The organism is Ruminococcus sp. OM04-4AA, assembly GCF_003462585.1.
Lineage (GTDB): Bacteria > Bacillota > Clostridia > Lachnospirales > Lachnospiraceae > Mediterraneibacter > Mediterraneibacter faecis.
In genome coordinates, this window is record NZ_QTZH01000004.1 from 1 (window position 1) to 14,215 (window position 14,215).

Below are 14,215 nucleotides of genomic sequence, written 5' to 3' on the forward strand. Positions count from 1 at the left end.
CTTTAAAAAAATTATAAAAATAACTAAAAAATTCGATAACTAATCAAAAAAAATTCTATTTCTTATAACCTATTTTGTGATTATAATGAATTTATCAGCTGGTTAGGACGAAAAACTAGCAATATTACCAAAAGGAAAAACAGGAGGAAAAAAATGAAAAGAAAAGCATTAGCAGCAATTGGAAAATATATGGACCAAAGATTTTTATCAGGAGACAGATCCGGTGAAACGGCAGCAGATTTTAAAAGAGCATACAGGAGAGGAGGAAGACTGGGCAGAAGAATATCGCAACCAGCTTTGGACAGCCCGTTACGGAAAACGCAGGCTACAGAAGGATGAATTTGTCAGATGCTTAATGGAATTGAAATACTTGGCGGAAGGAACAACTCTGAATCTGGGAGGCGACAGAAAAAAGATGGGTGCTCAAATACTTTCCACGTTATGTTTGACAGAAGCCATGCAGTTAGAGGAGGGCTACCGACAAATCCTTTTAGAAGAGCTGTACAATGTATTCTTAAAATTTATTCAGGTTAGCAGAGGGGGCAGAGGATTTACCTTCTTGGTATTTGGCATGGGACAGTTATCCGAAGAAGGAATTGCAAAAAAAATCGCCGAACAGATCAGCGCGATTGCCTTCAAAGCACCACGCTTGCTCCGAATGGAAAAAGAATTCTCCCTGCTCCAGGAAGCTGCCCTCCGAGCGTATCGTCAGGAATATCCGAATAGGGAACACTTTTTAAACAAATAGTAAGAATGAGAGTGTAATACACAGAACGGAAAATCACTCGACTATTTATACTAGGTGTGTTAGTATATATAAAAATAAACTTATTAAAATGGGGAAAGAAAAAATGAGAAAAAGACATACTTTAAAGAAAGAGTTAACAGTATTTATGTCACTTGCATCAGTAGTTACATTAATGCTGGTTGTGCTGGCGGTGTGTTATGTCTTTTTCTCATTTTTTTTCGAAAATACGCAGGAAGATATAGAATATGTACTCAATAATACAACACAGCAGTACCAGTCACATATGCAATTTATAGAGGATGGGGCGATTGCTATAAGGCATAATAGTCTGCTGGATAGTTTTTTTCAATGTGATAATTATGATTCAGAAGAAGCTAAAAAACAATTAGTATATAGCATGGAACTATTTGCGCAAAGAAATAGAGTCAATCAGCAATATCCATTCGTTACGAGTATGTATCTGTTTAATAATCAGGATCAGTGTGTGAAAGATCACTATTATGCTATAACGCTGAGCGCTGAGAAGGAACAGGAAGTATATTATCAAAATATGCAACAGTGGTTTAAATTAGAAAAAAATCGGTATGCATGTGTTGCGGATAGAGAGAATTTGAATATTCTTTTTCATATTTATGATGACAATATGAAAGAGAAAGGAATCGGCATAGCACAAATTAGTTGTGATGCAATTCGAGAAATATTTAAGGAGATAGAAGACTATCAGGATTCTTCTTGGATTGTATTATCTAATAATGATTTGCTGTTAGTATCCGGTGGAGATGAGAAACAAAATGAGCTGATGAAAGAAACATCCGTATCCTGGGTGGGAAATAAGAAAATCGAAGGAAAAAAAGTAATTGGGAGTGCAGATTCGAGTGGATTTGGAACAAGAACTGTCATTGCTGTAGGACAGAGCAATGTTTTAGAAATTTTACGACCAACGTTATTTATCTTTTGGGCAGGACTTGTTATTGTATTATTTTTTACATTTTGTGTTTCTTATGGACTTAGTAATCGATTTTCAAAGCCAGTAACGAGAATGATTTCCAATATTCGTGCATTTGGAAATCAGAACCTGGATGTGAGAATGGAGGATTCCACAATACAGGAATTTCATGATATGGGACAAGTGTTTAATGAGATGGCAGATCGAATCAAGTATTTGATCACAGAGGTATATGAAAAGCAGTTATTAGCCACTAAATCACAGGTGAAATATCTTCAATCGCAGCTTAACCCTCATTTTCAGTTTAACATACTTGCTATGCTCAGTCTCAAAGCGAAAATGTCAGGAAACGAGGAATTATATGAAAGTCTGAATGCTTTTTCAAAATTAATGCAAGGTAAAATTTTCCGTGATAAGGAAATAAAAATAAAAGTGAAGGAAGAATTGGAAATTGTTCAGTTCTATTTGTTTTTGCAAAAAGAACGTTATCAAGATAAATTAATGTATGAAATTAATTTATCTGACGAGCAGATAAAAGAGAACCTTATTCCTCGACTTTTAATCGAACCACTTGTGGAAAATGCTGTTTCACATGGGTTAGAACCTCAAAAAGAGAGCGGAATGATAAAAGTATGTTTGTATGAGGAAAATACGTCAGAGGAATCTGCAAAGGAAGAAAAAATCAATCATACAGAACAGATAAAGAGGCTCCATATTATTGTTGAGGACAATGGAGTTGGAATGGATTATAAAAAGCTGAATGAGGATCAAGAGAATGAAATCCCACAGAATGGGAAAATAGGACATACTCGCACCGGCTTAAAAAATACACAAAGAATGTTACAGATTTTGTATGGCGAAGATTATGAGCTTGACATTGAGAGCAAAAAGGGGAAAGGAACTAGAATCGAAATCATTCTTCCGTCAGAAAGGGGGACAATGCTATGTGGAAAGTAGTTGCGGCAGATGACGAAGGTTATATAAGAGAAGCATTAAAAAAACTGATTAATTGGGAGAAAATGGATTGTGATTTGATAGCAGTGTTAGAGGACGGACAAGAGCTTATCGAATGTATCGAAAAAGAATCACCGGATATTGTTATTACAGATATTCAGATGCCTGAAGTAAATGGACTTGATGTGTGCAAGTATTTATATGAAACCAGGCCTGAAACACAGGTGATAATATTAACAGCATACTCTAATTTTGATTATGCAAAATCTGCAATCAAATACAGTGCATGTGAATATGTTTTGAAGATTGCGATTATGGATGAACTTCCGGAAGCGTTAGGAAAAGCAACCGGAAAACTATTAAAATTGAAAAAAGAAGTTGAAAAAGAGGAAGTTATTGTACCAGAGCAAAAGACACTTCTTCAGCAGATTGAACAATATGTAAAACAAAACTATAAAAGCAAGATTTCTTTGGAAGAAATTGCAGACGAATTACATGTTAACAGAAGTTATTTAAGTAGGTTTTATAAGAATAAAACAGGCGTAAATCTTTTTGATGAGATATTAAAGCTTCGTATAGAGTCAGCAAAAGAATATCTTTTAAAAACAAATATGAAAACTTATGAAGTTTCGGAAGCCGTTGGATTTGAAGATGCAGGGTATTTTTCAAAGATGTTTAAAAAGATCACAGGGGTTTCACCGAAGGACTTTAGGAAGCAGGAAAAGGATGAAAAGAAGAATTAGACAAGTTATATTTTTATTGGGAATTTTAATAAGTTGTTGCTTATTGGGCGGTTGCGAAAGTGAGGATAATCATAATGTCTCAATTACTTTAATTCATGCCTGGGGCGGTACAGAAAAAGATCATGCTGAAATGAGAGATATTTACGCTGAGTTTCAAAAAGAGTATCCGGAGATTGACTTACAGATTATTTCGATGCCGACGAGTGAAGAGATGATGAGAAAGGTAGAAGATATGGTAATGGTTGGTAATGTTCCGGATATTATCTCTTTTAGTGGAGTTGGTGAAAATTGTCTGTATGATTTTTTAGTTGAAAATGATATGGCATTAGATATTCAGCCATATATAGAGCGAGATAATGATTTTTCCCAAAGCATATCAGATGTGAATAAGGAATATTGGAAAACCAAGAATGGAGAGTTGTATTCTGTGTCAGATGTTCTTATGTTAAGTGGTGGATATTGGTACAATGAGGATATTTTAAATGCAGCAGGAATTGAGCAAGTGCCGAAAAGTTGGGATGAATTTCAGATGATGTGTAACCAGATCAGTGATTGGGCATTGAAAGAAGGAACAGAGATAACAGCACTTCAACCAGCGGCAGAGGGATATTTATATTGTATAGATCATATGCTTTCAGGTAGTGAACAAGCCAGGACAAAGGGACAGCAGTTTGTATATCAAGAGGAAGAGTTCACTACTGCGATAAATCAGCTGAAACAATTGTATAGTTTATCTGTTTCAAAAACTCCAGAGTATAGTTATCGAGATGAAACGAATCTCTTCAATGAAGGAAAACTGGCAATTTACATCAATGGTGTATGGAGTGCTCCAATGATTTCAGATGATATTAATGCAAAGTATGCTTTACTTCCATCATGTACAGAAAAAACTGTATCATGTGAATCTTCAGGTCTTGGATATGTATTAGGAAAGAGTGGAAATGAAGAAAGACAGGAAGCGGCAGTAAGCTTTTTAAAGTACATGCTTAGCAAAGACGTTCAGTTACAGATTCTTGAGAGGACGGAACAAATTCCGGCGAATCCGGATGTTTCGGTAGAGCTATATAAGGAAAATAAAGATAAATTATATCAAGCGGTATCATTGGTTCTTGAAGCTGATGAAAAAATAGAAGTTCCAAGTAACATCTGGTCACTAGAACAAAAAAATTATTTTACTGAATCAATTTTTGATTTATTGGCGGGAACAATCTCAGTACAAGAATTTGAAGAAAATATAAAAATGAAATAGTTGGAGAGAGTGCATATTGACTTAAAGTGAGTTGATACGCACTCTTTCTTTGTGCAAAACATGTAAAATATTGACACGAGGTAAAAATAATCCATGCTTTGTTCGGCAATGTGTAAACAACATGCATGTTATTGTCAATACCAAACATTCAAAATGCACAAAAAATAAGGTAGAATTAATTCAACAAATAAGGAGAAACACAGGAGGAAAAAAGATGAGAAAGAAATTGGTAAGTGTACTTCTAGTAGCAGCAATGGGTGTATCCGTATTAGCAGGATGTGGAAGCAGTTCAGGAAACGAAGGAGATAAGAAAGCTTCCGGTGATGAAAATGTTTTGGAGTTTTATCATGGATATTATCAGGATGAAAGTGAATGGCCGGCAGCACAGGTAATGAGAGATATCTATGATGAATTTGCACAGGAACATGCAGACGGAGATGTAACTTTTAAACCGATTGCTGTTGAGAACAGAGATGATATTGTTAGTGCACAGGTTGCTGGTGGATCATACCCGGATATGGTAGATGTTGGAGGAAATGGAGTACCACAGGCTGCAATTTCACAGGAGCTTGTTTATGATCTGAAGCCATATATTGATGAAAATAATCTTCAGGACGCAGTAGGACTTAACTATACACAGCATGATCTAGATGGTCATATTTATGCTGTACATGATCAGATCGAAAGTCGTGGTCTTTGGTATAATGCAGCGCTGTTTGAAAAAGCGGGTGTTTCTGCAGATGCATTTGCAGACTGGAATACATTCGGAGATGCAATGACAAAGATTGCAGGTTTAGGTGATGAATCCTATGGATATATTGCCGGACAGGGATCTGGATGTATTATAAATGCAATTATGGCATCTACAGACGCTGGAAAGAAGATGGTAGAGTCTGAGTTGACAGAAGATATTGTTAATTCTGATGAGTTTGCTAATGCATTCAAGACAACAGCAAAATTAGATCAGGCAAATGGTTCAGAGCATACAACAGATGATAATGGAAATCTGATGGCTGAGTTTAATACAAATGGAAAAGTAGGAGTACTTTTCAATGGTGTATGGAATGCAAGTGGAATTGATGAATCTCTGGTTGATGCAATTGAGCCAGCACTGTTCCCGGGAAATATCTCTATTTCATCAGCAGGTGGCGGACTTACAGTTGCAAACAGCATGAGTGAAGAGAAGACAGCACTTGCGCTTGAATTTGTTAAGTATATGACAAGTGCGGAAGTTCAGGAAAAAATTTTTACAGGTGCCCAGGCAAACCCATGTAACACAACAGTTGATCTGAATGCACTTGCAGAGCAGAGCGGAGATGCTGCTACAATGAAACTTGCTAAAGCATGTGCTCAGGTTAATGAAGCAGATACAATTGTAATCGACATGAAATATACATGGGGATCTGACGTTAACAAAGCGATTATAAACGCACTTATGGAGTGTGCTGTTTCCGGAACAGACATTGATGCAAGATTTGAGGCACTCCAGAAAGAATTACTTGCATTAATCGGTTAATTATAAATGATTTAGTTTCAATGAGGGAGGGGAATGTTGTCCCTTCCCGTTTTTATTGGAGGTATTAAATTGAAAGAAAGTATTAACAATAAGAAAAAAAGTAAATTGGGGATGAGACGTACAGGATTTATTATTGCCTTTTTAGCACCAACAATTCTGGCATTCTGTGTGTTCTACCTTTATCCAATCATTACGGTATTTGTGACATCTTTCTGTAAGTGGGATTACAGTAATATTACATCTCCGGAATTTTTTGGATTCCAGGATTTATGGAGCAACTATGAGTATATATTTAAAAAATATCCATTCTTTTGGGAAGCACTTAAAAACTCTGCAACTTGGGCACTTCTTGGTGCAATAGTTCAGATTCCTGTTGCTACTTTGATAGCACTTGCATTATCAAGAAAAGTAAAGGGAATTAAGTTTGTACGAAATGTTTATATCATTCCGAATATGATTTCTACAGCGGCAATGGGAGTGATTTTTTTACAGTTATATAATCCATCCTATGGAATTATCAATCCTATCATTAGAATATTCAACAAAGACTTTACAGATAGTGTTCTGTTGTTAAAAGGACCGGCATTTATAGCTATGACATGTGCCTATATCTTTTTTACAGGAACAACAACATTAATGATACTTGGTAATATCATGGCGGTTCCAGAAGAAGTGAGAGAAGCGGCAATGTTAGATGGAGCCAGCGGATTAAAGCAGGATTGGTTCATTACAATTCCAATGATTAAAGGAACGCTGAAAACAGTATCTGTGCTTGCAGCAACCTCAGGATTCCTTCTTTACAACGAAGTTATTTCCTGACAAAAGGAGCAGCGGGAACGTACAGTATCAGTTATGTGATTCGAGAGTTAGCAATCACAAGTCCGAGGACTCAGTTTGGACGAGCAAATGCGGTGGCTATGATACAGATTTTAGCAGGTATGGTCATTATTCTTGTAATTAATTTCGCATACAGTGTTTCATTCAAAAAAGAGAAACATTAGGGAGGAGCGTGATAAATAATGAAAAAATCTTTACATGGAAAAACAGTAAAAAATATGCCGACAGGGACTAAAATCGTTACATATATTTGTTTAGCATGGGCACTGATTATATCACTCGTACCATTAGTATGGTTGGGATTATCAAGTTTGAAAAAAGATCCTATGGCAAGACCAGGATTTCAACTTCCGGAGTCGATTTGCATTGATGGATATATTTCTACATTTAAAGACCTTCATGTACTTCGTTATTTCGGAAACAGTTTGTTTGTTGCAGGCGTATCTGTATTGATCAGTGTGGTTATGATCTCTATGTCAGCTTATGTAGTGGCAAGAATGGAATTTCGTGGTAAAGCACTGGTAAATATTCTTTTATATTCCACTATGTTTATTCCCGCAACAGCTTTAACATATCCGGTATATAACCTTATTAATAATCTGCATTTATATGATACTCGTGCAGCATTAATTTTAATTTATTCTTGCAGTGGTATCGCAGTCAGCTTCTTTGTTATAAAAAATTATTATGACAATATTCCAAAAGAGTTGGAGGAAGCTGCAAGAATTGATGGTTGTACTTATTTCCAAACATGGGTAAAAGTTATTTTCCCAATTGCACGACCGGGAATTATGACAGCTGCAGTTTTAGCCTTTCTGAGTAACTGGAATGAATATTACTGGGCATCACTTGTACTGATCACAAGAGAAAAATTAACAGTTCCGGCATTGCTGTCAACATTTACAACATCATTTAATACGAACTATAACGGACTGTTTTCAGCAATGGTTGTTATCATTCTTCCACCGGTAATCTTATATTGTGTATTTAGTAAATTCTTTATTGAAGCATTATCCGGCGGTGCTGTGAAAGGTTAATTGTAGATAATTGAAAGACGAGGAGAAAATAAATGAATCAGGAAATTAGAGAACGAACAAAGTGGTTTATGGATGCACGATTTGGAATGTTTATACATTGGGGATTATATTCAATTCCGGCTTGTGGTGAATGGGTTATGTCGGAAAAAGAGATGACTGTAGAAGAATACAGAACGTATTTTGAACAGTTTGATCCAGTAGATTATGATCCAAAAAAATGGGTTCGATTAGCCAAAGAAGCAGGAATGAAATATGTAGTATTAACTGCAAAACACCATGATGGTTTTTGTTTGTTTGATTCCAAACTTACAGATTATAAATCAACAAATACAAAAGCCGGACGTGATCTGGTAAGAGAATTTGTAGATGCATGTAGAGAAGAGGATTTAAAGGTAGGACTTTATTTTTCCATTATTGACTGGAAACATCCGGATTTCCCGAAATATGGAGATCGTCAGCACCCGATGAGAAATAATGAAGCATACAAGGATGAAAAAATTGATTTTGACAGATATTTGGATTACATGCATGGACAGGTAAAAGAACTTGTTACAAATTATGGGAAATTAGATTTATTATGGTTTGATTTTTCTTATGACGATATGACAGGTGAAAAATGGAAAGCAACAGAATTGATCAAAATGGTACGTCACTATCAGCCGGATGTAATCATTGATAATCGTTTAGAAGGTGCTGGAGATAACCATGGAAGTATTGCAACAGATAATCCGTTAATTTACAGTGGTGATTTTGCAAGTCCGGAACAGATCATTCCGCCAAAAGGAGTATGTGATATCAATGGAGAGCCAATTCCATGGGAACTTTGCGCAACAATGAATAATCACTGGGGATATTGCAACTTCGACCATCAGTATAAAACACCAGAAATGTTAGTGAGAAAACTTGTAGAGTGTGTTAGTAAGGGTGGAAATATGATTTTGAATGTAGGACCTGATGCAAAAGGAAACATTCCAAAGGAAAGTGTTGAAATACTCAAAGAAGTCGGAAACTGGATGGATAAGAATAAAGAAAGTATTTATGGATGTGGAATATCAGATCTTGAGAAACCTGATTGGGGAAGATATACAGAGAAAGACGGAGTGATTTATGCACATGTTTATGAGACACCTTTAGGAGCACTTCCGCTCTATGGAATCAGTCCTGAAAAACTGGATAGAATTACATATTTAGCTGATGGAAGTGAAGTGAAAAGAGGAGAAGCATGGAATACAGCTCTTTATACAGATGTTGCATTCGTATCATTTGGAGATGATCCGGTATTTACTTATCCATTGCCTGATGAAAAAGACACGGTATTAAAAATTCAACTTAAGAATTGAGAATGAGGAAGGAAGAAAAACGATGAAGCAGGTAACCAGTATTTTGATTGGGGCAGGATTGAGGGGTGGCTATGTATATTCTCAGTATGCATTGGATCACCCAGATGAATTTAAAGTGGTAGCTGTGGCAGAACCAGACCAAGAACGTAGAGAACTTTTTGCGGCAAAACATAATATTCCAAAAGAGCTACAGTATGAATCATATGAAGAATTATTACAACAAGACAAAATTGCAGATTGTGCTATGATTTGTACACAGGATAAAATGCACTATGAACCGGTTACTATGGCATTGCAAAAAGGATATCATGTTTTATGTGAAAAACCGATGTCTCCAAATAAAGACGAAATTGTAAAAATGGGAGCAATGGCAAAGAAATATAATCGAATATTATCGGTATGTCATGTTTTGCGCTACTCACCTTTTTTCTCAAAAATAAAAGAAATTTTAGACGAGGAAAGAATTGGAAGAATGATGTCAATTCAGCATATTGAGGAAGTAGGATATTGGCATCATGCACATAGCTTTGTGAGAGGAAATTGGAGAAATAAAGAAGAATCAAGTCCAATGATATTGCAGAAATGCTGTCATGATATGGATATTATGTTATGGTTAGCTGATAGTAAGTGTAAAAAAATCAGTTCTTTTGGAGAACTTACATATTTTACAGAAGAAAATGCACCTGTAAATGCACCGAGATATTGCATGGACGGATGTGAACATAGAGATAAATGTCCGTTTTATGCACCACGTTTTTACTTAGAACATCCGAAAGCTGTGGAAGACGGACTTGTATATGCAGTAACTGATCAGGCAGATTCAGAACATGTCCTAAAGGAGTTAAAGAAAGGACCTTATGGAAGATGCGTGTTCCATTCTGATAATACAGTTGTGGATCATCAGACAGTAGATATCGAATTTGAAAACCAAGTTACAGCTTCATTTTTGATGACAGCGTTTACAAACCAGTGCGCAAGAAGAATTCGAATTATGGGAACTAAAGGCGAATTAAAAGGTGATATGGAGGCAGGAACAATAGAAATCATAGATTTTGTAAGTGGAACAAATGATTTGATTCAACTTCATACACCTTCAAAGGGACATAGCGGAAGTGATATGAGTATGATGCGCGAGTTTGTTCGTATGGTTGGAGAAGGAAAAACAGGAAAAACAGATGCGTCAGTTTCTGTGGCAAGTCATTTGATGGCTCTTGCAGCTGAAGAAGCCAGAATTAGAAAAACTGTGATTGATTTTGAAGAATACAGCGCCTACGAGACAAAATAGAAATTGAAAACCATAAAATGATGAAGGGATTTATCCTCAGCATTTATGGGAAGGGAGTAAGTGATGAATAGAGTATCAGAAGAACAGTTGAAAGAAGCAATTAATGGATTTCAGTTTGAAGGTAATCTTATTAGTATCAAGCCCTATGGAAGTGGACATATCAATGACACTTATTTGTTGACGTATGAGATTGGAAAAATGGGATCAATAAGAGTGATTTTGCAAAGAGTGAATCAGGAGATTTTTACTAACCCAGTTGAATTAATGCAGAATATTGAAGGCGTCACAACCTACTTAAAGAAAATAATAAAGAAAAATGGAGGAGATCCAGAGAGAGAAACATTAAATTTGATTCCGGCAAAAGATGAAAAATATTATTTTGTGGATTCAAAAGGAGAGTACTGGAGATCTTATAAGTATATCACAGATGCAACAAGCTATGATCTTGTAGAAAATCCGAAAGATTTTTATGAAAGCGCAGTAGCATTTGGACATTTTCAAAAATTATTGTCAAATTATCCAGCAGAAACACTGAATGAAACAATTAAGGGATTTCATGATACAGAATCTAGATTGATTGCATTTAAGGAGGCTGTTGAAAAAGATAGCTTTGGCCGTGCAGCAAAAGTACAAAAGGAGATTCGGTTTGTCCTTGAGCGTGAAGAAATATCAAGTGTTTTTGGAAAACTATTGGCAAAAGGTGAGATCCCATTACGAGTAACACATAATGATACAAAGTTAAATAATATTATGATAGATTACGCTACAGGAAAAGGACTCTGTGTAATAGATTTAGATACGATTATGCCAGGACTGGCGATGAATGATTTTGGCGATTCTATTCGCTTTGGTGCGAGTACAGCAGCAGAGGATGAAAAAGATTTAGAGAAGGTTACTTGTAGTATGGAGTTATTTGAACTTTATACGAAAGGTTTTCTTGAAGAATGTAGAGAACAATTGACAACAAAAGAAATAGAACTTTTGCCAATGGGAGCTAAGGTGATGACTTTTGAATGCGGAATACGATTCCTGACGGATTATCTGGAAGGAGATCATTATTTTAAGATTCATAGAGAAGACCATAATCTTGATAGATGTCGAACACAATTTAAGCTTGTTACAGACATGGAAAAGAAATGGGATTTAATGCAGAAGATTGTTGCAAAATACCAATAACAAGGGAAAATATATATGAGAAATATTGTATTTCATAAAGAGACAAAGACATTTCATTTATATAATGATCAGATAAGCTATATTATGTGCGTATTAGAAAACGGACATATGGGACAGATTTATTACGGAAAGAAAATCCATGATAAGAAGAATTTTTCTTATCTGGTGGAGAAAATAGAACGTCCGATGACCTCCTATGTATATGAAGGGGACAAAAGTTTTTCATTGGAGCATATTCGACAGGAATATCCGGTATATGGGACAACGGACTATCGTCATTCTGCAATTGAAATATTACAGAAAAATGGAAGCAGAATCTCAGATTTTAAATATAATGGATATGAGATTGTACCAGGAAAGCCAAAACTTCAAGGACTTCCAGCTATTTACGCAGAGTCTGAAGAAGAAGCAATGACACTTAGGATCTTTTTGAAAGATTCTCTTACAGGGGTTGTAGTGGAGTTGCTGTATACTATTTTTTCTGAATACGGTGCAATTGCAAGAAGTGTCCGTATAAAAAATACGGGAGAAATGCCGGTACATTTGCTTACAGCAATGAGTTTGAATTTGGATCTTCCGGATAAAGATTATGTTTGGATGCAACTGTCTGGTGCATGGGCCAGAGAGCGACATGTGAAGATGAGGACTTTGGAACAGGGAATCACAGCAATTGATAGTATGCGTGGAAATTCTTCACATGAACAGAATCCGTTTATGGTTCTTAAAAGAAAAAATACAGATGAATCTATGGGAGAGGCAATCGGATTTAGTTTCATTTATAGTGGGAATTTTAGAATCCAGGCAGAAGTAGATACACATGATGTGACACGAATTACAGTAGGGATTAATCCAAATGGATTTGACTGGAAATTAGAATCAGGAGACAGTTTTCAGACACCGGAAGCGGTGATGCTTTATTCGGATAATGGACTTAATGAGATGAGTCAGAACTTCCATAAATTATATGCAAAACGTCTTGCGCGAGGATATTGGCGTGATCGTGTAAGACCAATATTGAATAATAATTGGGAAGCAACGTATTTTGATTTTACTGAAGAACGGTTGGTAAAAATTGCAGAGAAAGCAAAAGAATGTGGCATTGAATTATTTGTTCTCGATGATGGATGGTTTGGTAAACGTAGAAACGATCGAGCTGGTTTGGGAGATTGGATAGTAAACAAAGAGTTACTTCCGAATGGAATTGAAGGTCTTGCAGAGCGTATAGAAAATCTTGGTATGCAATTTGGTTTATGGATCGAACCAGAGATGGTGAATAAGGATTCAGATCTGTATCGTCAACATCCGGATTGGATTGTACAAACACCAGGAAGAACGAATTCACATGGACGTAATCAATATGTATTAGATTTTTCAAGAAAAGAGATTGTTGATTATATTTATACGATGATTTCAAAGATTCTTTCAAAAGCAAAAATCTCATACATAAAATGGGATATGAACAGAAGTATTACAGAATGTTATAGTATTGCTTATCCAGCAGAACGGCAGGGAGAAATCTTCCATCGTTATATACTTGGAGTGTATGACCTGTATGAAAGATTAACCTCTGAATTTCCAAAAATCTTATTTGAGTCTTGTGCAAGTGGGGGAGGACGCTTTGATCCGGGAATGCTTTATTATGCACCACAAGGATGGACAAGCGATGATTCTGATGCAATTGAAAGACTGAAAATTCAATATGGAACGTCGATGTGTTATCCAATCAGTAGTATGGGAAGTCATGTTTCTGTAATACCGAATCATCAGGTTTTTCGAAATACACCGTTACATACAAGAGCAAATGTAGCCTATTTTGGAACATTTGGTTACGAGTTGGATTTGAATAAATTATCTGATTTTGAAATTGAAGAGGTAAAGGCACAAATCCTATTTATGAAAAAGTATCGTCAGTTGATACAGTTTGGAACATTTTATAGATTGAAAAGTCCATTTGAAGGAAATGAAACTATTTGGATGGTAGTCAATGAAGAGAAAACAACAGCACTTGTAGGATATTACCGTGTATTAAATGGTGTGAATATGCCATACAGCAGAATAAAGCTGCAGGGACTTGATCCAAATAAACTTTATAAGAATTTATCAGCAAATACAGAGAATTATGGAGATGAGTTGATGAATTGGGGACTGATCACGACAGATGTAACAGCAGGGCAAGTTCCGGGAAATGTAACGCCATGCACTGATTTTGAATCAAGAATTTATATATTACAAGAAAAAGTTGAATAGTTAGTTTTCTTTCATCCCTTCTTTTAGAAATTGCCTCTCGGTTGAAATAGCCGGGAGGCGTTTTTTTGAAATTATACTTTTAGCGTAGAATTAATTTCACGTAGGCAGATGCGTTCCATCTATATTTTCAAAATTCC

The 14,215-nt window shown here is 35.8% G+C and carries 12 protein-coding genes; all 12 read left to right on the top strand.

The annotated features are described in order from the left end of the window. Positions 1-178 precede the first annotated feature (178 nt). The 12 genes from DXB52_RS02345 (at position 179) to DXB52_RS02395 (ending at position 14,078) form a co-directional block, all read left to right on the top strand. A complete protein-coding gene (locus DXB52_RS02345; protein ID WP_117860617.1) occupies positions 179-748 on the top strand; it encodes a DUF6553 family protein in 570 nt (189 codons plus the stop codon). 103 nt (positions 749-851) lie between these two features. Then, entirely contained in the window at positions 852-2,651 is a 1,800-nt protein-coding gene (locus DXB52_RS02350; RefSeq protein ID WP_252255935.1) for a sensor histidine kinase, read from the top strand. Continuing rightward, positions 2,639-3,391 carry a response regulator transcription factor gene (locus DXB52_RS02355; RefSeq protein ID WP_117860619.1) on the top strand — a complete coding sequence of 251 codons (753 nt, stop codon included), beginning with the start codon at positions 2,639-2,641 and terminating at the stop codon, positions 3,389-3,391. The genes DXB52_RS02350 and DXB52_RS02355 overlap by 13 nt, the downstream gene beginning before the upstream one ends. A gap of 130 nt (positions 3,392-3,521) precedes the next feature. Beyond that, positions 3,522-4,640 (top strand): ABC transporter substrate-binding protein, encoded by a 1,119-nt coding sequence (locus DXB52_RS02360; protein WP_472519910.1) that lies wholly within the window; start codon positions 3,522-3,524, stop codon positions 4,638-4,640. Positions 4,641-4,854: 214 nt separating this feature from the next. Beyond that, positions 4,855-6,156: an ABC transporter substrate-binding protein gene (locus tag DXB52_RS02365; protein WP_054751884.1), complete on the top strand. Its 1,302-nt coding sequence runs from the start codon at positions 4,855-4,857 to the stop codon at positions 6,154-6,156. Between the two features lie 69 nt (positions 6,157-6,225). After that, positions 6,226-6,975: a carbohydrate ABC transporter permease gene (locus DXB52_RS02370; protein WP_472519911.1), complete on the top strand. Its 750-nt coding sequence runs from the start codon at positions 6,226-6,228 to the stop codon at positions 6,973-6,975. Positions 6,976-7,010: 35 nt separating this feature from the next. Further along, positions 7,011-7,157, top strand: coding sequence for a hypothetical protein (locus tag DXB52_RS16510; RefSeq protein WP_472519912.1), 147 nt, complete (start codon positions 7,011-7,013; stop codon positions 7,155-7,157). 18 nt (positions 7,158-7,175) lie between these two features. After that, positions 7,176-8,030 (top strand): carbohydrate ABC transporter permease, encoded by an 855-nt coding sequence (locus DXB52_RS02375; protein WP_054751886.1) that lies wholly within the window; start codon positions 7,176-7,178, stop codon positions 8,028-8,030. Positions 8,031-8,062: 32 nt separating this feature from the next. Next, on the top strand, positions 8,063-9,370 hold the full coding sequence (locus DXB52_RS02380; protein ID WP_054751887.1) for an alpha-L-fucosidase: 1,308 nt from the start codon (positions 8,063-8,065) through the stop codon (positions 9,368-9,370). A 22-nt stretch (positions 9,371-9,392) separates the two neighbouring features. Then, positions 9,393-10,655: a Gfo/Idh/MocA family protein gene (locus DXB52_RS02385; RefSeq protein ID WP_117860621.1), complete on the top strand. Its 1,263-nt coding sequence runs from the start codon at positions 9,393-9,395 to the stop codon at positions 10,653-10,655. An 87-nt stretch (positions 10,656-10,742) separates the two neighbouring features. Then, entirely contained in the window at positions 10,743-11,831 is a 1,089-nt protein-coding gene (locus DXB52_RS02390; RefSeq protein ID WP_330581229.1) for an aminoglycoside phosphotransferase family protein, read from the top strand. A gap of 15 nt (positions 11,832-11,846) precedes the next feature. Next, positions 11,847-14,078 carry an alpha-galactosidase gene (locus tag DXB52_RS02395; protein ID WP_118106388.1) on the top strand — a complete coding sequence of 744 codons (2,232 nt, stop codon included), beginning with the start codon at positions 11,847-11,849 and terminating at the stop codon, positions 14,076-14,078. The last annotated feature ends 137 nt before the right edge of the window (positions 14,079-14,215 follow it).